The organism is Microcoleus sp. FACHB-831, from assembly GCF_014695585.1.
Taxonomy (GTDB): Bacteria; Cyanobacteriota; Cyanobacteriia; order Cyanobacteriales; family FACHB-T130; genus FACHB-831.
The window spans coordinates 21972-48872 of the sequence record NZ_JACJON010000083.1; the positions used below are offsets into that span (position 1 = coordinate 21972).

Annotated in this window: 10 protein-coding genes; 5 read left to right on the top strand and 5 right to left on the bottom strand. The window is 43.0% G+C overall.

Annotated features, from left to right (window positions below; all coding sequences use genetic code 11):
* Window positions 1-63: 63 nt before the first annotated feature.
* From H6F77_RS28145 to H6F77_RS26555, 3 genes are all read right to left on the bottom strand, one after another.
* Window positions 64-7920 carry a non-ribosomal peptide synthetase gene (locus H6F77_RS28145; protein WP_242022642.1) on the bottom strand — a complete coding sequence of 2619 codons (7857 nt, stop codon included), beginning with the start codon at window positions 7918-7920 and terminating at the stop codon, window positions 64-66.
* A gap of 164 nt (window positions 7921-8084) precedes the next feature.
* The gene (locus tag H6F77_RS26550; protein WP_190491927.1) at window positions 8085-13592 is read right to left on the bottom strand and encodes a trifunctional serine/threonine-protein kinase/ATP-binding protein/sensor histidine kinase; all 5508 of its coding nucleotides are present in this window, start codon (window positions 13590-13592) and stop codon (window positions 8085-8087) included.
* 312 nt (window positions 13593-13904) lie between these two features.
* Window positions 13905-14144, bottom strand: coding sequence for a hypothetical protein (locus H6F77_RS26555; protein ID WP_190491928.1), 240 nt, complete (start codon window positions 14142-14144; stop codon window positions 13905-13907).
* A 120-nt stretch (window positions 14145-14264) separates the two neighbouring features.
* On the opposite strand from H6F77_RS26555, the gene H6F77_RS26560 reads away from it, so the two are divergent.
* The 3 genes from H6F77_RS26560 to H6F77_RS26570 all read left to right on the top strand — a co-directional run bounded on the left by H6F77_RS26560 (window position 14265) and on the right by H6F77_RS26570 (window position 22134).
* Entirely contained in the window at window positions 14265-14471 is a 207-nt protein-coding gene (locus H6F77_RS26560) for a hypothetical protein (RefSeq protein ID WP_190491929.1), read from the top strand.
* Window positions 14472-14599: 128 nt separating this feature from the next.
* Window positions 14600-20569: a hybrid sensor histidine kinase/response regulator gene (locus H6F77_RS26565; protein WP_190491930.1), complete on the top strand. Its 5970-nt coding sequence runs from the start codon at window positions 14600-14602 to the stop codon at window positions 20567-20569.
* Window positions 20566-22134 (top strand): hybrid sensor histidine kinase/response regulator, encoded by a 1569-nt coding sequence (locus tag H6F77_RS26570; protein WP_190491931.1) that lies wholly within the window; start codon window positions 20566-20568, stop codon window positions 22132-22134. The genes H6F77_RS26565 and H6F77_RS26570 overlap by 4 nt, the downstream gene beginning before the upstream one ends.
* 55 nt (window positions 22135-22189) lie before the next feature.
* Here the strand turns inward: H6F77_RS26570 and H6F77_RS26575 are convergent, their stop codons facing one another.
* Window positions 22190-23158, bottom strand: a complete 969-nt coding sequence (locus H6F77_RS26575; RefSeq protein WP_190491932.1) for a protochlorophyllide reductase — start codon at window positions 23156-23158, stop codon at window positions 22190-22192.
* Window positions 23159-23565: 407 nt separating this feature from the next.
* On the bottom strand, window positions 23566-24201 hold the full coding sequence (locus H6F77_RS26580; protein ID WP_190491933.1) for a discoidin domain-containing protein: 636 nt from the start codon (window positions 24199-24201) through the stop codon (window positions 23566-23568).
* Between the two features lie 282 nt (window positions 24202-24483).
* Between H6F77_RS26580 and H6F77_RS26585 the strand changes: the two genes are divergently transcribed.
* Both H6F77_RS26585 and H6F77_RS28150 read left to right on the top strand, forming a co-directional pair.
* On the top strand, window positions 24484-24657 hold the full coding sequence (locus tag H6F77_RS26585) for a hypothetical protein (RefSeq protein WP_190491934.1): 174 nt from the start codon (window positions 24484-24486) through the stop codon (window positions 24655-24657).
* A 175-nt stretch (window positions 24658-24832) separates the two neighbouring features.
* On the top strand, window positions 24833-26875 hold the full coding sequence (locus tag H6F77_RS28150; protein ID WP_242022644.1) for a BsuBI/PstI family type II restriction endonuclease: 2043 nt from the start codon (window positions 24833-24835) through the stop codon (window positions 26873-26875).
* Window positions 26876-26901 lie beyond the last annotated feature (26 nt).

The following is a 26901-nucleotide window of genomic DNA, read 5'->3' on the forward strand; positions in this document are numbered from 1 at the left end:
ATAACATCGTTAGAGGCTCAAAACTTGGTGCCCATAACGATGTAGTGAGGTGAATCGATAGCGCTATAATATTGCCTCCGTCGTAATAGAGGTTTTCAGATGATTGCTTGATTTGGGAGGCTCTAAGAAACCGCTACGAATAAAGTATGAGAAATAAGTTTCAATCAATTTATCATCCATCGCGGGACAGGCAATTGAAGTACCTGCGAGGCCATCCAACGTATTCTTACAATCATAACCAGGTGTATTTTGATACAACTGGACTATACTAAACGAATCTTGATAGACCCGTTCAGTTATCATGGGCACAAGAGGATAAAGAGCATTTTCTTGGGAATGTTGCGTTTGCTCAGTTAACTCATCTTTCCATTGAGTATAGGGTAACTTTTTAAGCTGGTATCCATACGAACATATCAACTCAAAAAAATTCAGTAAATCAATATTTTGGCTGGGTAAAGGCACCAAATGGAAAGCTTTTCCTAGAGATTCTTTCTGGCTGGATAAATGGACAATAGCCTTGGTGACATAATCTACAGAAACGAATTCTTGTTTTTGATCTACTATATCTGGGAAACTGCCGAGCTGGATGCAACCCTTGATCATCCTAGACATATAATCCGTCGTATTAGTGACACCTGTCTTAGTATCTCCCATAACAAATCCCAGCCTGTAGATACTGACTGGCAGTTTTCTGGACTTGGCAATATCTACAAGTTTTTCAGCTACCCACTTACTTTGGCTATAGCCGACATCCATAGAGAGATAGTCTTTGGCAATGCCAATGTCTTCATCCTCCTTAATGACTTTTGGCCCCGTAAAGTAGCCGATTGGTCCATAAATACCGCAGGTTGAAATGTAGTGGACTGGCTTGGTTTTACCCATACAAGCTAGTCTCAGAACTTCCTGAGTGCCACCAACATTAGCAGCCTTGATAGTAGAGTAGGGTTTAGAAAAATTAACCTGGGCACCATTGTGATAAATGGTATCAACCTGAAGAGCTAATCTTTCAAATTGTTCGGCAGAAAGTCCTAAAAGAGGTCGATCTAGATATCCCATAATTGGGATGATTCTTGAGCTTTGGCTTGGATTCCAGATCAAATATTTTTCAAGATTTGTTTGCAGGCGTTTTGCAGCTTCCTGCTCGTTAGCAGAACGGATAAGACAGTAAATTATTGCCTGAGTTTGCTCAAGAAGTTCATGAAGTAAAAAGGCTCCGACAAAACCTGTGGCTCCCGTGAGGAAAATATGACGCGGTTCGCTAACATCATCAGTAGGCGTGCCTTGGGGAAATATTTCCGGAGCAAGTACAGCCTCCGCATTAAAATCAATCGCAGCTGCGATCGCAGAAATTCCCTCTTTATGTATTGTCTGAATTATCTGAGCCAGCCCTTCCACAGTCGGCTTCTCAAATATATATCTCACGGGCAGTTCTACTCGGAAGGTTTGTCTCACATAAGCAATTAGTTGAGCTGCCAAGAGAGAATTTCCGCCCAGTTCAAAGAAATTATCGTTAATCCCGATATTCTCGATGCCGAGAACCTTTGTCCAGAGGCTGACGATTTGTTCCTCTAAGGGAGTCCGAGACGCCACAAAGTCTTCTTCGACTTTTACTCTGGTTTTTTCAGGTGCTGGAAGCGCACTGCGATCTAGCTTGCCATTAGGGGTAACTGGCAGCGCGTCTAGCAGCACGAACGCAGAAGGTATCATGTAGCCAGGTAGCTTGTCCTGTAAAAAGCGGCGGATCTGTGGGATGAGATTCTGAGCCAACTTCCCTTGTAGCGGTTTATTGCCATAGCAGTGCCAGGGCTTAACGGGGACGGTATCTTTAAAAGCAGGTATTAACGTTGCTGCCTTAGTATGATGCTTGAAAACTACGTCGTAGCAGCCATTTGCACCAAATTGCGACCAGGTGATGTCGATCGAGTAAGGTAAGTCATGGCTCAAGCTCCACAGAATTTCTGGATCTACCCCAGCATCCTGGAATTTTTGTAATTTCTCCGACCGCAATTCGCCTATAGTATCGTGTCCATCGGAGCTGGAGAGCCATTCTAGGGTGTGAACTTCTGCTAAGAGGCGAGCATTAGGTACGCCTCGCACGCCGATAATTTCAGGCTGGGTTTGTGCGATCGCCCTGCGGAGTGCTGGCAATGTAAGATTTTGTTGGTGCCAGTCTAGCCAGGGAATATCCACAGCGGGAGGGACTTCAGTTCCTACATGGAGAACCACATCATAGCGGAACCGTGTTAGCTCATTATGATAGCGACCTTGCTTGAGCTGAATTTGTACGTCAGCGATCTTAGGTAAATGTTGTTTGAGAGCAATGAAGAAGGCTGGATCGATAACCAATTCCTCTTCTTGAGCAATACGCTGTTGTATGCGCCCAAAAAACTGCGATCGCGTCAGCGAGTCGGGTGCCTGATGCAGCTCAACCGAAGCGTGGTAGGCTTCGAGTAACGGCAGACTGCGGATATCCCCCAGGAAGATAAAACCTCCACAGCGTACTGCATTTACCGCACTTTTCAGAACCTGCAACAGGTAGTCGATGTTGGGAAAGTATTGCACAACTGAATTAAGGATGACCGTATCGAAGGTATCCGGCTCAATTCCTTCAAAGTTATCCGCCGTTCTTTGAAGAAGAGTCACTTGTTCTAACTCTGGCTTATGCCGCTTGAGTTGCTCCAGATACTGAATCGCCTCTTGCGAGAAGTCCATACCCCAATACTGGATGCAATGAGGTGCAATGCGCGACAGTAGCAGACCCGTTCCGCAACCAATTTCTAGCACGCGGCTGGGTTGCAAGGATAGAATTCGATTAACTGTATAGTCTACCCATTCACGCATTTCCGCTTCTGGGATGGGCAAGCCTGTATAGCTACTGTTCCAACCGATAATATTAAACGTCGCATCTTGGTTGGTTGCAGTCTGGCTATAAGTTTCTTCGTAGAGCGATCGCCATTGCGAAATATAGTCACTATCTAAGTGTGGCAGTTCGTCCGATACTTTGTCGGATTGTAACTTTTGCACTAAATAGGCGACCAAGCGCTTCTGACCGGGTACGTCTTCTCGGTCTATGACCGCAGCGGTTTGCACGGCGGGGTGTTGGCTCAGAACGGACTGGATCTCGCCCAGTTCGATCCGGAAACCACGAATCTTCACTTGGTGGTCGATGCGACCTAAAAACTCAATATTCCCATCTGGCAGGTAGCGGGCTAAGTCGCCAGTTTTATACAGACGCGCCTCTGGGTCGTTGCTGAACGGGTTGGCAATGAACCGCTCAGCAGTTAGATCGGGTCGGTTGAGATAGCCCCTGGCTAAACTGGCACCACTAATATATAGTTCTCCCGGAACCCTGACAGGTACAGGCTGTAAATGTCCATCCAAAATATAAACTTGAGTGTTGGAAATGGGGCGACCTATCGTCGGTGCTACATTAGCTTGATTACTCGCAGGAACTATAGCGGAAGTTGTAACAACTGTATTTTCAGTTGGGCCATAATTATTCACTAGCTGGAAACGATGGGATGCCAAAGGATACTGATGAAGGCGATCGCCACCAGTTAGTAATATCCGTAAAGCTGCGTTATTCGGCCAATCTAATAACAAAACTGTTTCCGCTAAAGGTGTTGGCAAAAAACTAATTGTTATCGCTTTTGACACCAACCAGGCTTGCAGTAGCTCAGGTGAAAGCCGAGTTTCATTATTGGGAATGTGGATGCTAGCTCCAGCAGTAATATAAGGCCAAATTTCCCAGCCACAAGCGTCAAAGGCGACTCCTGCAATCTGTGTCACTCGGTCAAGCGGTGAGACTGCAAATGTTCGTTGATGCCAAAAAACAAGATTTAACAATCCCCTGTGTTCAATCTGAACCCCTTTAGGAATTCCAGTTGAGCCAGAGGTGTAGATGACATAAGCGAGATTTTTGGAGATAACATTGCTGTTAAGATTAGCTTCGCTTTTTTGGGCAATAGTTTCCCAATTTTTGTCGAGACAGATTACCTGAGATTTAGGCGATCGCAAACGCTCTACCCATTGCTCCTGAGTCAATAAAACTATGACTTGAGCATCTTCTAACATGAAAGCCAATCGCTCTGGTGGATACGCTGGGTCTAGCGGCACGTAAGCCCCACCAGCTTTGAGAACCCCCAACATCCCAACGATCATCTCCACAGATCGCTCTATGCAGATACCCACCAACACCCCCGGTTCCACGCCTAGAGTCTTCAGGTGGTGTGCAAGCTGGTTGGCTCGACAATTGAGTTCTCGATACGTTAGCTGCTCTTGTTCAAAAACTACCGCCACAGCATCAGGAGTTTGCTCCACCTGAGCCTCAAACAGTTGATGAATACAGGCATCGAGCGGGTAATCTGTCTGAGTATCGTTCCACTGAACTAACAGCTGATGTCGTTCGGCTTCTGTTAGCAATGGTAAGTCCGAAATGCGTTGCTCTGGATTGGCGACAATTCCCTCAAGTAAAGTTTGAAAATGCTCTGTCATCCGTGAAATAGTGGCAGCATCAAACAAGTCTGCGCTGTATTCGATCCAGCCTGTCAGACCCTCTGGCGTATCCGTTAGTTGCAAGAACAGATCGAACTTCGCCGTACCGTTGTCGATTTGCACGGAGGTTGTCTCTAAACCTGGAAGCTTCAAACCTGTAAGGGGAGCGACATTTTGGAAGGCAAACACCACCTGAAATAGTGGTTGGCGGCTCAAATCCCGTTCCGGTTGCAATTGTGCCACCAATTTCTCGAAAGGCAGGTCTTGGTAAGCATAGGCAGCTAAAGCCACCTCGCGCACCCGCGCCAACAGCATGAGGAAACTAGGGGAGCCAGAAAGATCGGTACGCAGAACCACAGTGTTGGCAAAAAACCCAATCAGCTTTTGCACATTCGGCTGATGGCGGTTAGCGATCGCCGATCCTACGGGAATGTCTTCAGAGTTGGTGTAGCGAAAGAGCAACGTTTGGAACGCTGCCAGCAGCGTCATATACAAGGTGACACCTTCCTGCTGCGAGAGAGCCTTGAGCGCCGCAGTTAAGGTCTTGGGTAGCACCACAGATTGAAGCGCTCCCCGATACGTTGGCACCGCTAGGCGCGGTCGGTCGGTGGGTAACTGTAGGCTGGGAAGCTCCGCCAGCTGCTGCTGCCAGTAAGCTAGCTGTTTCGGCTCCACTTCCTCTAGCCATTGCCGTTGCCAGATAGCAAAGTCTGCATACTGAATTCCTAGTTCCCGAAGCGGTGAAGGCTTGCCACTAGAGAAAGCTTGGTAGAGGAGTGTCAGTTCCTCAAATAACACCCCCAAAGACCAATCATCGCAAAGAATATGGTGGAGATTGAGCAGCAGGATGTACTCCTGTTCATCTAATTGCAACAAGGTAAATCGCAGCAGGGGGCCTTTGGTTAAATCGAAGAGCTGCTGAGCTTCCTTGGTAGCCAACTGTAGGACGCGAGCTTCTCGTTCAGTCTTGGGAACTCCTTGGAGATTCACCACTGACAGCTTGCAATTATAGGAATCTTGAATAACCTGGACTGGTTGCCCATCTACGGTGGTAAAGATAGTCCGCAGGGTTTCGTGACGCTTGATAATTTCGTTGAGGCTCTGTTCTAAGGCGATCGCGTTGAGCGAACCAGCTAGCCGAACGGCTTCTATAACGTTGTAAAAGGGATTTTCAGGCATCAATTGGTCAAGAAACCACAACCGCTCTTGGGCAAAAGAGAGAGGCAAGTTGCGTGAAGAGTAGCTATTCGCGCTAGCGAAATCGCGTCCTACAGGTTGGATAAAGGGAGCTTGTAAGCCTGGGTTTTCCGAACAAATAGTTTCGATGCTTTCGGCTAAACCAGCTACGGTAGGTCGATCGAACAGCTGGCGCACCGACAGCTCTACTTGATAGATATCTCGCAGGCGCGAGATAATTTGCGTCGCTAGCAGGGAATGTCCCCCTAATTCCAAGAAGTTGTCTTGGATACCGACTCGCTCCAACCCCAAAACTTCACTCCAAATTCCTGCCAGCACCTCTTCAATAGGGGTGCGAGGTGCGGCAAAATCTTCTTCCAGTTCATGTCTAATGCGATCGGGGGCTGGTAGTGCTTTGCGGTCTATTTTTCCGTTCGGCGTTAAGGGTAAGGCGTTCAGAAATACAAAGCTCGAAGGCACCATATAATTGGGTAGCTTCTGTTGTAAGAAGCTACGCAAGTTACCTACTACGGTGCGCTGCAACATTTTTAAGAATCCCTGCTGTTCGAGCAGGTACTCGAAACTTTGAGTGAGAAGAGTTTGCTCAGTTGGTGTGAGAACTAATTGAACCCCAGCCCGCTTGCCCTCACGCCATGCAACTTTCCCCTCCAGCGATCGCGCTTCGGAAACTACTGGTAGCAGCAGGTGTACGCAAACGTTTTGACCTTGTTTCCAAGTGGGGGGTACGCCTACTAAGCAGACACCATTAAGGGAAATGTCCTGTGTGGTTAAATCTAACGCGCACCTTCCATCTAATTCAGCACTAGCCGAGCTTTGATAAGGCACGCGATCGGGAATCAAGTTGGATACAATATAACCTACGAGCCGCTTGTCACCCGGAATATCTTCTCGTGCAATAACCACAGCATCTTGCACGTTAGGATGCTGAGACAGGGCTGCCTCAATTTCTCCTAGCTCTATGCGGAAGCCACGAATCTTTACCTGGTGGTCAATGCGACCGATGTACTCAATATTGCCGTCTGGCAAGTAACGAGCCAGATCGCCAGTCTTGTACAGGCGGGCATCTAGCTCGTTACTAAAGGGGTTAGTAATAAACCGTTCGGCAGTTAGTTCGGGTCGATTGAGGTAGCCCCTGGCTAACCCTGCGCCACCAATGTACAGCTCTCCAGGAACGCCGACCAGAACCGTTTGCATTTGCTCATTCAGAAGATATACTTCTGTGTTTGCAATGGGGCGACCGATGCACCTTGAGCTATTACCATCAACTTGACAGATAGTTGACCAGATAGTGGTTTCTGTAGGACCGTACAGGTTCCACAGAGAAGCACACTTCTTTAGTAGCTGATTTGCAAGTTCATGAGGCAGGGCTTCACCACCACATAATATCTTCAGTTGCTTGCTCCCCTGCCACCCTGCTCTTAGAAGTAGTTGCCAGCTAGCTGGCGTTGCTTGCATCACTGTAGCGCCAGATGCGAGCAGCATACTAGACAACTGCAACCCGTCAGACGCCACTTCACGGCTAGTTATTACCACACGCGCACCTACAGCCAAAGGCAGGAAAAGTTCGAGTGCTGCAATGTCAAAGGTAATAGTAGTTACGGCGAGAAGTATATCTTCCTCCGTCAGTCCTGGAGAAAGACGCATGGAATTTAAGAAATTGACCACAGCGCGGTGCGAAATTTGAACCCCCTTCGGCTTCCCTGTCGAGCCTGAGGTATAGATAGCATAGGCTAGGTTGTCAGGTGTTACTTCGCTAGTGGGGTTTTCCTTGTTTTGTTGAGCAATGAGTTCCCACTCTGTATCAAGATAAATGACACGCGCCTGGTGTTTGGGAAGAGATTCGGCTAGATGCTTCTGGGTAAGCAGAAGGGACACTTGCGCGTCCTCTAGCACGAAGGCCAAGCGCTCTAAAGGAAAAGCCGGATCTAGCGGGACGTATGCACCACCAGCTTTGAGTATGCCCAGCAGCCCTATCAGCATCTCCAAGGAGCGCTCCAAGCAAATTCCCACCAGCACCTCTGGTCCCACGCCAAGAGACTGCAAGTGGTGCGCCAGCTGATTCGCACGACAGTTCAGTTCGTGGTAAGTTAGTTGCTTGTCTTCAAAAACCGCTGCAATGGCATCAGGCGTTAATAAAGATGCTATTAACGAGGCTCGCTCTACCTGTAACTCAAACAGTTCGTGGATGCACTGGTTTTTATTAACAGTTTGTATGGATAAATTACTCATTTATTCTGCTGGGTTATCCAGTATTTACGTCAACGCCAATATAAATAAAGCCTCATCTATATAGATAGAGGATCTAATACTCTGAACTGTTTATAGTGTTCCCGCTTAAAGTAGAAAACTAACAGATAGAAGCACAGCTATTGAGAGCAATTTTTTTATTTAAGTTACAAATGAGTGGATAAAACAGGCTTCTGTTGATTTCTGGGCTGGAGCGGAATCTTAATCACAAACTCTGCACCTTGCCCTGGTGCTGAAATACACGTCAGCTCACCACCATGTTTATCCACTACAATCTGGTAGGTGATCGCTAACCCCATACCAGTGCCTTTTCCCACAGGTTTTGTGGTAAAGAAGGGGTCAAAAATCTTTTGGCGTACTTCCTCTTTCATCCCAGAACCATTGTCTGCAATCCGAATCTCCACCTGATTGTCGTCCAAAACGCAAGTGTGAATCCGAATATAAGGCGAAAAGCTGATATCTCTCGCTCTGTGCCGCTTACTTGCGTCTTCCAATACATCAATTGCATTAGCTAGCATATTCATAAAGGCTTGGTTCAGCTGTCCTGCATAGCACGCCACCAATGGCAGCGAACCATACTCTTTGATAACCTTAATCTCCGCCTGGTCGGGCTTAACTTTCAGGCGATTGTGCAAGAGCAACAAAGCGCTATCAATGCCTTCATGAATATCTACTTGCTTCATTTCTGCCTCATCTAAGCGAGAGAAGTTCCGCAGTGACAAGACAATCTGACGGATACGCTCAGTTCCTATGCTCATTGAATCCAACATTTTGGGAAGGTCGGAAATCAAGAAGTCCAACTCGATATTCTCGGCCTCAGCTTGAATTTTTGGCGTTGAGTTGGGGAATTCTTGCTGGTAAAGTCGCAGCAAGTTCAGCAAATCTTGGAAATATTCCTGGGTATGGATAAGATTGCCATAGATAAAATTAACAGGATTGTTAATTTCGTGAGCGACACCCGCAACAAGCTGCCCCAGACTGGACATTTTTTCTGTTTGAATCAGTTGAGTCTGAGTTTGCTTAAGTTCGAGCAGGGCTTTTTCCAGCTCAGTCGCTTGTTGTTTCAGCAGACTATTTTTTTCTTTTAATTCTAATGTCCGCTCTTCTACTTTTCTTTCGAGATTTCTGCTGTAGTTCTCTAATTGCTCCTTAGCTTCTTGCAGGTTTTCAGTAGTAACTTCTAAATTTGCATAAAGTAAAGCATTTTTTAAAGAAATGGCAAGTTGTGAAGAAAGAACTTTCAAAAGTTCCACCCGCTCTACTGTAAAGGCGCCAGAAAGCAAATTATTTTCTAAATAAAGAATTCCGATAAGGTTGCCTTGATTCACAATCGTTATGCATAGAATAGATTTTGGTTGTAATTTTACAATATAAGGATCTTTAGCAAAGATTCCTCCATAAGTTGGATTATTTAAAAGTACATTTTCTTGAGTTCTAGCTACATAATTTATTAAAGACAAAGGCAGGGTAGGTTTAGATCTGTATGTCTCTATAATTTCAATTGGTGTCGAAGAATACAGAACAACCTCATATGGTTCTACAGTACCAATGGCTTCTATCAGTAACTGCCCATTCTTCTCTAAAATAAGACAGCTGGTGGTTGCTCCAGCATTTTCCATAACAATTTTCAGTAATTTATCTAGCAACTTGCCTATAACGATTTCACCAGCAAGTGCTTGCGAAGCTTTCACAATTGTCGTCAAGTCCAGAATTTCTGCATTCCCACCACTCGTGGAGGAATTCGTACTCGTAGTTATACTTAAAGTTGTTGTCTGTCTAGAGATTTGGGAAAGTAACTGTGGATACATTAACTCCAAATCTATTACTTTAGCTGCCGCGCCCCAATTAGTATATCCATAATAAGAATCCGTTAGATAAAGCTGAGCAATTTTATCTCTACCGAGCGAGAAATAAAACTCAGCTGCCAACTCATTTGCTAGGGCTTCTTCTTGGATGTATCCCTCTTTTCTAGCACCTTGAATAGCGCGATCGTAATACTCCATCGCTTCTATTTTTTGTCCCAAAATCCGCGCTTTCTCTGCCTGCACCAGCTCATACTTATGTAAATAATTGGCAGGAGCATGCTCTGCCCATCGCTGCATTGTTAACTGATTCTCCTCGACTTGCTTCAGATATTTCCCTTGTTTGTTAATTTCTAGCTGGGGATATACAGCAATAAGAGCCAGAGAATAGTAGAAATTGTGTATAGCAAAAGTATTCCACCCCATCAAAGCTTCTGCGTGTTCGCCTGCCTTCTCGGCGTTAACAAGAGCCGGCTCGTAATTTTTAAATAGATAAAAGAGAATAGCCTTAGCTAAATATGTATTAAAAAGCAAAACGTGGTTATTTGATTGAATAAAAATTGGGAGCATTTCTAATTCGTTAAAACTTTCCCCAAGCAAACAAAATTTGTTTGTTGATTCGTTTTTTAAATTTATTATTAATTGCTTCCATATTTTTGTATAATTAATATGATATTCTACCTTTAAATTTAATAATAAATCCAGATACTGCCCTTGCTGCTGAACTACAGCTTCTAGGCGTTCCCCCATCAAAAATAAGTTGCTGCAATAGGCCATAACAGAATAGCCAACGAATTCTATATCTCCTGTTTCAAGTCCACTTTGAATCCCTTCTAGTAATGATGCCATGGTTTCCCTGAGATGCTCTTTCCAGGGTCTAATAAAAACGTTAAATAAGTCGTATACTTTACATTTAAGCTCTCTAACGTTAAATTTATCCAACATCTTTAAAGCCAATTGACCAGAGAGATATCCAGTATCTATGTCACCGAAACCTGCACACAGGAGCAAACCATACTGAGCATACACGTAAGCCGCTAGCGCTGAATGGCCGTGTTTGGTACAAAGATTGACCTGGGTGAGAATAATTCGTGGGAAAAGCTCGGGGTTAGCAATATAAGCGGGAGAAGCAAGATTCATTAAGATCCGTAATGCCGCCAGCTGATGGGGATCTGTGAGTACAGGAATATTTTCTAAGTCTTCAATCTGCGGCAATGCAACTAGCGAACTGCGATCGCTAAGTAAATTTGACACAGTGACACCTAGCCTATCCAATGCACCTAGTCCCGTATCGAGCGCTTGGCTCATTTTGTTTTGAGCCATATAAAACTGAATTTGTAACTCATATATCTTCACTCGATCGAGCAGATTGGTGGCTTGTTGCAAAAGGACTTCAGCTAAGGTAGCGGCTCGCTCAAAGTTCGTATTTAAATATTCTGCTTCCACCGTCTCTAGATAAAGAGAAAGCGTCAATTCATAGCAACTTTGCCAGCTATCTTCTGTAAGAAGGCGTAAACCAACCGTTAAATACGTGACGGCATGTTCATAAGCGGTCGCCATCTTTGCTTTTCGACCAGCCATCAAATTTAATTGAGCTAGCTTTTCTTTTTCCGAATGAGCGGTGATTAAATCCAGACCAATATTTAGATGGTTAACAATATCAAATATATTTTCTTCTGTCTGTTCTGTATTAGTATGTTTTAGAAGCAGTTGGCCAATTTTCAGGTGAATTGCTTTTTTATCATGTTCTGGAATGAGAGCATAAGCTGCTTGTTGAACTCTGTCATGTAAAAACCTGTACTCAACCCTTAACTGTTCGCGAGTCAAAGCAAGCGCTACCTCCGGTTCATCAACCTGAGCGATTTTGTAGGCATTACTCAGGGGCAGAATTAAATCTGATTGAAGCGCCTCCCAAAGTTCCCTGGCTGTAGTTGACAGAGATTTTTTATTGACAATAGCGAGAATGTCTAAATCAAATCTATTGCCAATACAGGCAGCAATTTTTAAAATATGCTGCGTACTTTCAGAAAGATTATGAATTTTACCGATCATCAAATCAACGACATTATCTGCAATGTCCCTACTTTGAAGAAGCTCTATGTCCCACTGCCAGCAACCACCAGTTATGTCGTAGGACAAAAGCTTTTCGTGGTAAAGAGATGCGAGCATCTGTGTCAAAAAGAAGGGATTGCCATCTGTTTTACTTAATAATAGTTCCGCCAGAGGTATAGCTTTTTCGTGTCCACAATGCAATGTATCAGTAAGCAAGTGGTTTACACAAGCAATATCTAAACTAGGTAAAGTAATAAGGCTTATTCTACTGCCACTTTTTTGAATCCCGTCCAATGTTACCAGAAACGAATGAATTGGGCTTACTTCATTATCTCGGTATGCCCCAATCACTAATAGACATTGGCTATCCATAGATGTCATTAGCAGCTGAAGCAACTTTAAAGAGGCTGAATCCGCCCATTGTAAATCATCTAAAAATAGAACGAGCGGATGTTCCTTTTGCGTAAAAATACCTATAAATTTTTGAAAAACTAAGTTAAACCGATTTTGAGATTCTGTAGGTTCTAATTGAAGTACAGGAGGTTGTTTACCGATGAGAAATTCTACTTCTGGAATTACATCAATAATGATCTGACCGTTGGAACCAAGAACATTTATTATTTTTTCTTTCCAAGTTTTTATTTTAGATTCGCTTTCTGTTAATAACTGCTGCACTAATTCTTGAAGAGCTTGAATCAGAGAAGCATAAGGAATATTACGCTTGAATTGCTCAAATTTTCCAGCAATAAAATAGCCTTTTTGCCGCACTATTGGTTTGTGAACTTCGTTAACCAATGCTGACTTGCCAATACCTGAATAACCAGCAATCAGAATTATTTCAACCGTACCTTTGCTAACGCGCTCAAACGCAGCCATCAACGTATCAATTTCGCTTTCACGACCATAAAGTTTTTGGGGAATTTGAAATTTTGCGGATACATCATGCTTACCTATAACGAAACTGTCAATTTTTCCATAAGTCTGCAACTGAGTTAAACAGTTGTGTAGATCCATTTTGATTCCGTAGGCGCTTTGATATCTGTCTTCCGCTGTTTTAGCTAACAATTTCATTACAACGTTAGACACCGCTTTTGGAATGCTTGGATTTATTTTATAAAGTGGCAGCGGCTGTTTTGCGATGTGACAATGAACCAACTCTATGGGGTCTGTGACTAAGAAAGGCAGTTCGCCGAGCAGCATTTCGTAGAGGGTGACACCAAGGGAGTAAAAATCTGTGCGATAGTCAATGACCCGATTCATCCGACCAGTCTGCTCTGGTGACATATAAGCTAATGTCCCTTCAAGCAAATTAGGGCTGCTGATGGTCTGGTTTTCGCTAGAAAGAAGTGAGGCAATAGAAAAATCTGTAATTTTTACTTGACCAGTATTATTATTGAAAATAATATTGTGAGGCTTAATATCTTTATGAATAATACTTTTTTGGTGCAATTCTCCTAAAATTTCACAAATTTGGATGCCTAACTGGATAGATGATGACAAATTAAGATTTCCTAAGTTAATATGCCCTTTTAAACTTATACCTCCAAAATCTTCTAATACTAAAGCTAAACCATTGTTATATTGTTCTAGCTTGTAAGCTTTTACAATACCTTCTAAATCAAGGTTTTTAATTATTTCATATTCATGCTTTAATTTATTTAATTCTTTTAAAGTAGGATAATCTGATTTAAGTATTTTAATAATAACTGTCTGTTTTTCTACACTGTGACCCCTATATACGACTGTTTTTAAATCTTCGTAAACTTTTTCTATAATTTCGTAACCAATAATATTTGTCATTTTTGTACTGTTAGGTTAAATGTATGTTTGCAGGTGACTAAGAGTAAAATGCTTTGAGCTAGACAAGGCTTTGTCGGAAAACGCTTTTAGGCAACTTTTTGGGTGTAAAATAGTAGATTTTTTTGGGTATAAAGTACTAGAAACGTCCGATACAATTCCTATATAGTTTATAGTTCCCAAAATTTGCTTAAAAATAACTCGTTGTCATACTGGTTTTATACTTTTTTGGATAAATACCTTTACAACAAGTATATTTAGTATGAATTTTATTTTATATAAGTAAAACTAATTAAATCTTATTGGCTTTAGCCCTTAAATATCAAAGGGGTTGGAGCCAATAAGGAGGCGATCGCCCTCTTGGAGATTAGGGTAAATATAACGGGGAGCCAATTCGGGTTGGGTATTACAGCCGCAGGACTTAAGCAACTGTAAGACTTTCAGGATGGTGCAATAGGTAACTCTTGCACTACCCGACTGAGGCAGGATGTAATATAGCCTTCTGAGGGAACAAGGGCAATGTTGCAGGCTAATTGCACTATAAATTCCGAGCATTAGAAATAGTACTTACGCAACTGTAACAGCGATCGCACAAGAACGAAGGGCTGGAGGTCGCTTTGTTACTTAAATTGGAGGCTTTTGAAGTGAGGTAGTAGCCGTTGCTGCAATTTAGCGATGCTATTTATTTTTTTGAATGATTATGTATTTAAAGTTTTATTAATCGAGTATGGGGAATATGCAACCGAGCAAGCGAACTATTTCCAAGCAATTTTAGTTTATTGGGATGCGATCGCTATTATCGTCAAGGGCTGTCTTGATATCTTTAGCAAAACTTTAGTATTTGGGAGTGGTTGGTGGGCAAATACTAACTTTTATTTCTAAATATTTAAGTTTATTTAGCTTTGAAGAATTTAGTGATGGGCTGGGAATTATAAATAAAGCTAGGTAAAGCCCGGTACGCATCCATCCAGTCTTACTCAATTCACAGTACCGATTAATTCTACAAAAATATGCTTACTCTTCCCGCCTACGAAATTACTCAAGTTTTGCATGAAGGTATATCTACAATTATTTATCGGGCTTGCAGACAGTTAGATAAATCTTCCGTAATTGTTAAAGCCCTTAAACCAGAGTATCCCACCCTGGAAGAACTGAGCCGCTTAAGACATGAATATAAAATTTTAGAAAATGCAGTAGATATAGAAGGAATTGTTAAGCCCCTAGCTTTAGAAAATTATCACAACGGTTTAGCGCTAATTTTGCCAGATTTTGGGGCAGAATCGCTGAAAAAATATCTTGGCGATCGCTCCTTGGAAGTAACTAAATTCCTAAATATAGCCATACAGCTAGCATCGACCTTAGCACAACTCCATCAAGCCCAGATTATTCATAAAGATATTAAGCCCCACAATATTGTAATTAACCCCGAAACAGGGCAAGTTAAATTCATCGACTTCAGCATTGCATCGCGCCTAGAGAGAGAAAACCAAACGCTTGGCAACCCCACGTTACTCGAAGGCACCCTCGCCTATATGTCGCCAGAGCAAACTGGCAGAATGAATCGGTCAATTGACTACCGCACTGATTTTTATTCTTTGGGCGTTACCTTTTATGAAATGCTAACGGGTAAATTGCCTTTTGACGCGATTGAACCGCTGGAATTAGTACATTGCCATATTGCTAAAGTTCCAGTTCCACCTCATCAGGTCAATTCACAAATTCCCGAACCGGTTTCACATCTGGTAATAAAATTATTAGCTAAAACTGCTGAAGACCGCTACCAAACTGCGGCGGGATTAAAATTTGACTTAGAAACTTGCTTGCTAAAATTGCAAACTACTGGAACTATTTCTGGTTTTATACCCGGTAGTGCAGACAAAGCAGGTCAATTACTGATAGCACAAAAGCTTTATGGACGTGAGGCAGAAGTTGCTAGGCTTTTGGCAACATTCGAGCGCGTTGCTGTTGGCACGACGGAAATGATGCTGGTATCGGGTTATTCCGGAATTGGCAAAACTGTTTTAGTCAATGAAGTTCACAAACCTATTGTGCGGCAACGGGGTTATTTTATTGCCGGGAAATTCGACCAATTCAAGCGGAATATTCCCTTTGCTTCATTAATTCAAGCTTTCCAATCGTTAATTCAACAGTTACTCACCGAAAACTCGTCACAAATCGAAACTTGGAAAGAAAAACTGTTATCGGCTTTAGGCGTTAACGGGCAAATCATCATCGACGTGATTCCTGAAGTCGAACTGATTATCGGAAAACAGCCACCCGTCCCCGAATTAGGTGGAACGGAATCGCAAAACCGTTTCAGTCGCGTATTTAAACAATTTATCGGTGTATTTACAACCCAAGAACATCCCCTCGTTGTCTTCTTGGATGACTTGCAGTGGGCTGATTCAGCATCGCTAAAATTGATCGAATTGCTGATGACCGATAGTGACAGCCAATATTTATTGCTAATTGGTGCGTATCGAGATAACGAAGTTTTTCCGACGCATCCAACCATTCAGACGATCGAAAAAATCCAACAAGCGGGTACTGCTGTCAATAATATTGTACTCGGCCCGTTACAACTCGTTCACGTCGAAGAATTAATCGCCGATACGTTAAATGAATCGGTTCGTTCCAAGCTGCTAGCGGAGTTACTTTTCAACAAAACTCAGGGAAATCCCTTCTTCTTAACTCAACTGCTCAAAACTCTTTACGAAGAAGACTTGTTAACTTATGACTTATATTCGGGCGCTTGGCAGTGGAATATCGAGCAAATTCAAGCGATAGGGATTACCGACTATAACGTTGTCGAACTGATTGGCAGAAATATTCGCAAGCTGCCAGAAGATACGCAGAAAGTATTAAAACTGGCAGCTTGTATTGGCAACACATTTAACTTAGAAGTCTTGAGCGTTGTCAATGAAGAATCTTCTTTAGTTACGGCAGCACAGTTGTGGTCAGCACTTCAGGCTGGGTTGATTTTGCCTTTGAGCAATGAATACAAAATTCCCCTCGTATTTAGTCAGGAGGAAGCGGGCGGGTTTAGCTTAACAGATGTCAAAGTTGACTACAAGTTTTTACATGACCGAGTGCAGCAAGCTGCTTATTCTTTGATTCCCGATGACCAGAAGAAAGAAACACACCTGAAAATTGGGCAACTGCTGCTGCATTCGACGACGCCCGAAGAACGGAAAGAGAATATCTTCGCCCTCGTCAACCAACTCAATTACGGGACTGACTTGCTCGCGGCGGAAGCCGAGAAATACGAGCTAGCCGCTCTCAATCTCATCGCCGGTCAAAAAGCCAAAACCGCCACAGCGTATGAGTCGGCTGTCAAATATTTGAATGTGGGGTTGGAACTTCTTCCATCTAATAGCTGGGAAAATCAGTACGAATTAACCCTCAATATTTATGTAGAAGCAACCGAAGCAGAATATCTAAATACTAACTTTGAGCGCACAGAAATTCTGGCGAAATTGACTTTACAAAAAACGCCTAATCTTTTAGACAAAATCAAAGTATACGAAGTAGAAATAGCCTCTTATATTTCTCAAGGGCAAATGCTTAAAGGCATCGATGTGGGACTGTCAGCCCTTAAAATGCTGGGCGTTAATCTGTCTAGTGACGATCCAGATAGTCAGTGGATAGTGAAGTTGCCGCGGATTGAAGAATTGAAAAATATGCCGCTGATGACAGACCCTTATCAACTAGCAGCAATGCGGTTGTTAATGCAGCTTAGTACTGCTCTATATATTGCTAGACCGGACTTAATGCTGCCAGCTATGTCAACCATGATCGATTTATCTATAAAGCAGGGAAATTCTCCAATCTCAGCTTATGCCTACGGTTTTTATGGCCCACTTTTAGTTCATGCTGGAAATATTGAGGCTGCATATCATACTGGCAATCTGGCTTTCAGTCTCTTAGAGCAATTTGATGCCAAGTCCCTCAAGGCTAAAGTATATGGTCTGTTTTATATTTATACCCAACCCTGGAAAAAGCATATTAAAGATACCTTTATACCATTACAGGAAGGATGTCAAATTGGATTAGAAACTGGAGATATAGAATGGTCGAGCTATTGCAATCTAAACTATTGTTCTCACTTATTTTACAGCGGAGAACACCTGCCCAGTGCAGATAGTAAGATAGCTCAATATTTTGAACTTGCAAAAATAAATAAATGCGCTACAGCCACCTACAGTAATAGCTTGTGGAGGCAATTAATCTTAAACTTGCGAGGATTGGCCGCTGATAAATATTGTTTGAAAGGTGAAAGTTTTGACGAGGTAGAAATGCTGCCTCAGTTGGAAGAATTAAAAATAAAGCCGATTATTTGTCTTTGCAGATTGGCCAAAGGAATGCTTTTTTATCTACTAAAAGATAGCACTAAAAGCGTCGATAATCTTAGATTTGCCTTGGAAACCATCCAATCACTGCAAGGATTTATAGTGGTTGCTATACACAACTTCTACTATTCCCTATCTCTCCTCGCTGAGGCTTCCAATTCTACAGAAACTAGCAAGCAGCAACTTTTGATAGACGAGGTGACAGCGAATCAAGAAAAGATGCGAAAATGGGCAATGCACGCTCCAGAAAATTTTCAGCATAAGTACGAGTTAGTAGAAGCAGAAAAAGCGCGAATTTTGGGGCAGAAGGAAAAAGCAATAGATTATTACGATCGCGCCATTAAAGGAGCAGCAGAGCAGGGATATATTCAGGAAGAAGCTTTAGCCAACGAACTGGCAGCAGAGTTTCAGCTATCTCTGGGCAGAGAGAAAATTGCTAAGACTTATATGACAGATGCCTACTATGGCTATATTCGCTGGGGTGCTAAGGCGAAAGTTGAAGATTTAGATAAACGATATCCTAAATTAATTGCGCGCTCGCCTGTCGCAGAAATCCACAGTGGCTTCGACTTCACTGCAACAATTGCCAGTTTAACCACCACTGGTAGCCACGCAGAAATTCTGGACATGGCATCGGTAATGAAAGCGTCTCAAGCGATTTCTGGCGAGATTGTATTAGACAAACTGCTAGAAAAATTAATGAAAATATTGATAGAAAATGCAGGCGCTCAAACTGGCTTGCTCATCTTATCAAAGCAGGGTCAGTTCTTTATAGAAGCAGCCGGGAATAAAGAAGAAGTACAAGTGCTGCGATCGCTACCCGTTTCCACCAGCCAGCAACTACCAGCCACAGTCGTCAACTACGTCACCAGAACTCAAAAAGATGTCGTTTTAAACGATGCCTTCCAAGAAAAAATATTTAACAACGATCCTTACATCCTCCAAAACAAACCAAAATCCCTACTGTGTGCGCCCATCATCTATCAAGGCAAATTAACAGCCATCCTTTACCTAGAAAACAATCTGATTGCGGGTGCATTTACGCCGAAACGTATAGAAGTTCTGCGAATATTATCCGCGCAGGCGGCAATTTCAATTGAGCAGGCTCGTTTGTACGCAGATTTAGAAGTAGCTAAAATCAGTTTAGAAGCAAAAGTACAAGAGCGAACGTTGGAGTTACAGGAAAAAAACGTGCATCTGCAAAAAGCAGAAGCCGCCGCACAATCTGCCAACCATGCCAAAAGTGATTTCCTGGCGAGTATGAGCCACGAACTACGCACGCCACTTAATGGCATATTGGGTTATGCCCAAATTCTCAAACGAGATAAAACTATAACTGACTCGCAAAAAGATGGTTTAAACATCATTTACCAGTGTGGCGATCATCTACTAAATTTGATTAATGACATTCTAGATTTATCTAAAATTGAAGCTAGGAAGATGGAACTCCATCCAACGGATTTTCATTTTACAGAATTTCTAGAAGGTCTAGCTGAAATTTGCCGCATCAAAGCCCAACAAAAAGGCATTGCGTTAATTTACGAACCAATTACAGCGCTTCCTGCTGGAGTTAGAGCCGATGAAAAACGCTTGCGGCAAGTATTAATTAACTTACTGGGAAATGCAGTTAAATTTACTGAAACTGGCGGAGTTGCTTTTAAGGTTGGCTACCACGAAGGCAAGATGCGGTTTGAGGTGGAAGACACGGGGGTGGGGATGGCGCCAGAGCAATTAGAAGAGATATTCTTGCCGTTCCACCAGGTAGGAGACAACAATCTCAAAACTGAAGGAACTGGATTGGGGCTGGCAATTAGCCGTCAATTAGTGGAAATGATGGGCGGTAAAATTAAAGTGAAAAGTACCCCCGGTAAAGGTAGTATTTTCTTCTTTGATTTAGATTTACCGGAAGTATCCAACCAAGGTGGATTTACTAAAAAAGAACAGCTAAATATTCAAGGTTTCAAAGGCCATAAGCGCAAAATTATTGTAGCAGACGATAAAAGAGAAAATCGCTCAATATTGGTAAAAATGCTATCGCCTTTAGGGTTTGAAATGGTGGAAGCTACAGATGGTCAAGAATGTCTGAAGAAGGCAGAAGAAATACATCCTGATTGCATCTTAATGGATCTAATGATGCCTCAGTTGAATGGCTTTGAAGCTACCCGACGGATTAGGCGATCGCCAGACCTAAAAGATGTGGTAGTGATTGGCACTTCCGCCAGCGTTTTTGATTTCGATCAGCACAAGAGTAAGGAGGTAGGTTGCAACGATTTTCTCCCCAAACCTATTCGAGTAGAAGAATTATTAGATAAGTTAAACCTTCACTTAAAGTTGGAATGGGTTTATGAAGAAGGCAAAAACGAAAACACAATTAAGCACGTAGCAGAACATTCTCAGGATTCTAGCCTTTTTCCTCAGCATTCGTTTGTAGTTCCCCCTCCTGAAGAGATGGCTGCTTTGTTTGATTTAGTAATGAGGGGGGATATCAATAGTATTGTAGAAACAACTGTTAAACTGGAAAAAACAGATGCTAAATTTGCACCTTTTGCTAGGGAAATACAGGAGTTAGCAAAAGGGTTTCAGGTCAAAAAAATCCGCGATTTTCTTAAAAATGTAGGTATAAATAAATGAACGATCAAAATATTGATAGTGGCGTAATTTTAATCGTTGATGACAACCCTACTAATTTAAAAGTGTTGTTCAAGCTTTTGGCTGATTCTGGCTTCAAGGTTTTGGTAGCTCAGGATGGCGAAGATGCAATTGAGCAGCTCGATTATGGGTTGCCAGATCTAATATTATTAGATGTACTCATGCCTGGTATGGATGGGTTTGAGACTTGCCGCCACTTAAAAGCTAAGGAATCAACGAAAGACGTTCCCGTAATTTTTATGACGGCGCTTTCAGAAACGGTGGATAAGGTCAAAGGTTTGAATCTTGGAGCCGTAGACTATATTACTAAACCACTCCAGCATGAAGAGGTTTTAGCCCGTGTCAAAGTTCATTTAAGCTTGCGAAATTTAACTAAAAGATTGCAAGAGCAAAACGTGCGTCTTGAAGTGGAGATCGAAGAGCGTGTAAAGGCAGAGTCAGCTCTCTTAAAGCTAACGTCTGAATTAGAAACACGAGTACAAGAAAGAACGAATGAACTTTCACAATCAAATCAGTTGTTAACCGCATCAAATGAGCAGTTGCAACAGGAAATTCAAGAGCGCATTACTACGGAAGCAGCATTGCAGGAATCAGAAACACGCTATCGAGATCAAGCTAATCAGCTAGAACTTGCCTTTCGCAAACTTCAACAAACCCAAAGTCAATTAGTTCACAGTGAAAAAATGTCCAGTTTGGGACAACTGGTTGCGGGTGTCGCCCATGAAATTAACAATCCTGTAAACTTCATCTATGGTAATCTTACGCACGCGCATCACTATAGTAAAGACATTCTTGGTTTATTGAAGCTTTATATTAAATACTTTCCATCAGCCCCGGCAGAGATCGAAGAGTACGCTAACGCTATAGATTTGGACTTTTTGATTGAAGACTTGCCTAAATTACTGGGTTCGATGAAGGTGGGGGCAGATCGCATCCGCGAGCTAATTCAATCGTTGCGGAATTTTTCCCGCGTGGATGAAGCACAAATGAAACCAGTGGATATTCATGCTGGGCTTGATAGCACGCTGTTGATTTTGCACAATCGGTTTAAACCTAGCGCTAACAATCCAGGTATTCAGCTAGTTAAAGAATATGGCAAGCTGCCCGCAGTAGAGTGTTATCCGGGGCAGCTTAACCAGGTATTTATGAATCTGATTGCCAATGCAATTGATGCTTTGGAGGATCGTGACAAAGAGCGATCGCCCGAAGATGTTTACTGTTTCCTCAGCTCAATTCGGATTCGCACCGAAGTAACCGATAGTAACTTCGTGACTATTCGGATTTCGGATAATGGCCCCGGTATGGCATCTGAAGTACGCGATCGCCTATTCGATCCTTTCTTTACAACGAAACCCGAAGGTAGAGGCACTGGTTTGGGCTTGTCTATTAGCTACCAAATTGTCGTCTCCAAACACGGTGGTCAGATAATTTGTCTTTCAGCACCTGACGAGGGTGCAGAGTTCCTGATTAAAATTCCCATCCGACAGCAGCCTCTGGAATCTGCTTGCAAAGTAGCCAGTTGGAAAAAAATGCCTACTCTCAGCTAATCTTCAATAACTGTCTGGCTACCAAAATATGCGGGGTTTTAGACCCCGCAATAGCTTACGCAATTCCAACTAGCTTGGCGCTCAGATCCCACAGCTTTTTAGCTTTGTTATCATCGCTGGCTTCGTCAGACACCTCTTGGACAAAAGACTGACGACCTGGTTTCTGGCGATTTCCCCAACTCCAATACATCGCGGATTCTTTGTATTCAGGATCGGCGACGATCGCTGCAACCCTCTCGCCCGCTAACTCCTGCGACACGTATCCCCCTGTGATGTTCTTCTGGAACAGAGGGAAGATCTTCTGAAACAGAGGATAGTGGTTGCGGAATAGAGGCGTATCTGCAACGCATCCCGGATAAAGGGAGTTAAAGGTGATGCCTGTTGACTCGTGATAGCGCCGATGCAGTTCCCGCATGGTTAGAACGTTGCAGAGCTTGCTGTCTTTGTAAGCTTTGCCTGGTTTAAACTTCTTGCCATTAATCATCGCAATCGGAGCTTTGAAACCAGCTTCAAAACCTTGGAGATCTCCCAAATCTGGAGGCGCGGGAATGGGAATTTTACCTCCCAACTCCTTGGGATTGGCTGTCACGGTTCCCAAAATGACAAGCCTGCGATCTGGATAAGAGGACTTTTTCAGATCCTCCAGCATCAGGTTACACAGGAGGAAATGACCCAGGTGATTTGTAGCGACGCTCAGTTCATAACCGTCGGCGCTCCGCATTGGTTCTTTTAATAAAGGTAGATAAACTGCGGCGTTGCACACCAATGCGTCTAGGGACTTGCCGCTTGCTCTGAAGTTATTCACGAACTGGCGGACGCTCTCTAAAGAGGCTAGGTCGATATGCATGAGCGTGTAGCTGTCTTGGGGGATTTCCACCGTTTCGGCAGCTTTTTGCCCCTTTTCTAAATCCCGACAAGCCATTACTACGTGCCATCCCTTTTTGGCAAGCGCTTTCGCAGCGTACAAACCAACCCCTGATGAGGCACCCGTAATTACAACCGTTGACTTCCGCTGTGGTTCCATTGTGTTCAGACTCCGTTGACCGCCTGTGACTGTCTCTAGGATCTAGGATTTTACACCAATGAGTCATTCGCTCTTATTTTTCGAGGTGCGCTGTTATGAGTATCTTGGGAAAAGTTTTGTATCCAAACTGGTTCTGTAATTGTCCATAAACAACACCAATTCACTAGCGATCGCCCTACCAACAATTTTGCAACTACCCGGCGATCGCCTACTTGACTTGCTAATACCAAAGGTCAGCAGCAGCAAGCAACCTTGAACTGCGATGTTAAATCGCACTTGGTTTCGGTTGATACTACCTTCCTTCAACATACAGAGCTGAAACTGAACCGGATTATATTTGCAGCCAATTTCGCCAACTTTAGCTTTATCTAATACCTCTGTTTTACTTAGAGCGTTCAGCGTAGCGATTACCGTTGAACAGACTTTGAAGAATAAGCCCTGAGTTGATGAAAAGTACCCCAACCATTCCATTGTCCGTCTGGCGGTTCCCAATATTTGACATATCTCGCAGCAGTCGGTTTGATTGCAACATCAATATCAAGTTTATTGAAAACAGTTGTTGGAGAGTAAGGATGAACAATGTTGGAAACTAACTGCCAAGACTTGTTATCTGTTGATACTTCAACTCGAAATGTCAATGAATTCTTAAACGCACCATCCCAATCGATGTTATAGCCGATTCCATTGAGTTGATAAACGGAACCCAAATCCACGACTTGAAAGGTGCCCTTGCCACTATTCGTTTCATTTCCCCATCGGCCTATCTGGGGATAATTTGTTGTTGTTTTGTAATCCACATCATCATTAGCATTACCCCAACTTGGGTAAGTAATTCCTCCGCCTCTTGCAATCACCTGTTTTTTCGCAGCAACGTTAACCCCTGGGAAGTTAAGTTTTTTTGCAACTTTAACTTCTCGATCGGGTTGAGCTTTTGATGGAAGCGGGGAGGAGTTTTTTAAGTCTTGTGTAGATTCAGAACAACCAATTAACGTGAAAGCGACAAAAAAGGCAAAGGCGGATAATTTAACAATGTGGATTTTCATTGTATGTCTCCTTTGGAATTTCACAAAAGTTAATTTAAATTCACGCAAATAGATATTTTTCGTCAGAATTTATAGATAAATAAGAAATAAAATTGTATTGGCTTCTATTCGATTGAAGCAATAAAATATAAAAACGTCAATAGCCTTTTATACTAAGTGCTTTTTGCAGTTGTAAGACAAAAGTAAGATCAATTTTTTTTTTGTTAGAAAGTGGGTCGGAGTCTTGTTAAACCGCTTGAATGTGCCTATAAGTATAGGATAAAAATCCGAAAGTTATGCAAAATGTTGGACAATTACCAGGTGGAAGCGCCTACGCTGAGGGCGGAAGACATTGCGGTCTCGTTTGATGCGATTGACGTTCTTTGTTATGTGCGCGGAATAGTTCTTCGAGATGCTATAAAAAATGAATGGATAGTGCGATCGCCAGGCGAAAATGTTTTTACAAGATATTTGTAACCAGTGATAAAGGGCTTTAACCCCCGCTAAAGTTCCGGTAATTTTATGAGTGCGATCGCATCTAGCATTTTACAGTTATATTCAGCACAATCTTGTAAAGACGCCATCTATCCCGTCTTCCAACACCTAGCTGGGGTATAAACTGTAGTCAGGAGCGCACAAAGTCTGGACGAAGATGAAGACAGCTATCTTTAAAGACAAATCATTTTACATTAATTTCTTAGAGCAAGAGCTTCGACTCCCCAAAATAGAGAACACAGAACCTTTAGTAATTGATCTCTTTGCTGGATGTGGAGGGCTGGCTCTGGGTTTTGAAGCAGCTGGCTTTAGAACAATCGGTTATGAAATGTTATCAGATGCGTGCAAAACTTATCAACACAATTTGCAGGGCTTATGCCATCAGTTTACTCTGACACGCAACCCAGATTTAGTAGAAGGGGCAGCAGTGATAATTGCAGGCCCTCCATGCCAACCTTTTAGTGTTGGTGGACACCAACTAGGACTAAAAGATAGTCGCGATGGTTTTCCAATATTTCTTGACGCTATCGAGCGCTATCGCCCACAAATTGCGTTATTTGAAAATGTGCGTGGGATGCTTTTCCGCAACAAAACTTACTTTGAAGAAATAGCGATCGCTCTTAAAGATCTAGGTTATATCGTTGAATGGGAAATCCTCAACGCTGCCGAGTATGGTGTTCCTCAGCGAAGGGAACGTCTTTTTTGTGTAGCACATCAAGGCGGTTGGAAATGGCCAAACAAGATAGGCATCAGTTCGCCTTACACGGTGGGTGAAGCTCTGGGAGAATTAGCCTTTATTGCACCGACTGACTCAAAATTTCTCACTCCCAGCATGGATGAATATGTAAAAAAATATGAGATAGCATCTAAATGTATCAGGCCCAGAGATTTGCACCTTGACGCTCCTTCTAGGACAGTAACTTGTCGCAACCTCAGCGCTCCCACGGGGGATATGCTGCGTATACGTTTGCCTGATGGACGCAGGAGAAGGCTAACAGTTCGGGAAGGCGCTCGCTTACAAAGTTTTCCTGATTGGTTTGAATTCCAGGGAGCCGAAGAAAGTCAGTACAAACAGATTGGCAATGCAGTGCCTCCTATATTGGCGAAAGCTTTAGCTTGTTCTATCAAAGATTGTTTAGAAAATAGCAAGGGAGTACCATTAGAAAAACTCCGCACACTTAGTCAACCCATACAGCTATCTCTGCAATTCGTAAAAGAGGATTTGCTTTATATGCCTGATAACACTAATTCTCTCGAAAAGCAGGTTAATAGGAAAATTGAGGAAGCAAAGGCTGTGCTTAGAGATATTGGCCTGCCGCCTGCACAGCACAACGAAAGATCTGCCCTCACCTTGCTGGCTCTGCTAAATCTAAAGCCGAATACTGCCTGGTCTGATGCAAGCAATCCTTTAATAGGAATAACTCCCATAATGGAGTTTATTGCTCAAAACTACTCGAAGCAATACAAACCCAATACTCGCGAAACTATACGTCGCCAAACTGTTCATCAGTTCGTAGAGGCTGGTATTCTTATCGCCAACCCTGATAAGCCCTCAAGACCGCCAAACAGTCCGAAAACTGTTTATCAAATTGAGGACAATACGTTGCAGTTAATTCGTGCCTACGAGACTAATGAATGGACTGAGAAGCTGAGAATATACCTGACATCTGTAGAAACGCTAAAAAGTAGGTATGCACTGGAACGGCAGATGGAATTGATTCCTGTGGCGGTGGCTTTAGGGATAACAATATCATTGTCACCGGGAGGCCAGAATATACTCATCGAGCAGATTATCAACGAGTTCTGCTCTCGATTTACTCCAGGCGGGAAGCTGATATATATAGGTGACGCAGCGAATAAATGGGCTTACTTTGATAGGGAGTTGCTATTAGCATTAGGTGTCAAGGTCGATGCTCACGGGAAGATGCCCGATGTTGTGGTTTACCATGTACAGAAGAATTGGCTTGTGTTAATTGAGGCTGTAACAAGTCATGGCCCAGTAAATGCAAAACGCCGCAATGAACTCCAGGCACTATTCAATGATTCAACAGCTGGCTTAGTCTTTGTTACTGCTTTTCTCAGTCGCAAGGACATGGTGAAGTACGTGAACGAAATTTCTTGGGAGACAGAAGTTTGGGTTGCGGAGTCTCCCACTCACATGATTCACTTTAACGGTGAGCGTTTTTTGGGGCCATACTGACAGATTGTGTGGAGCGATCGCGCATT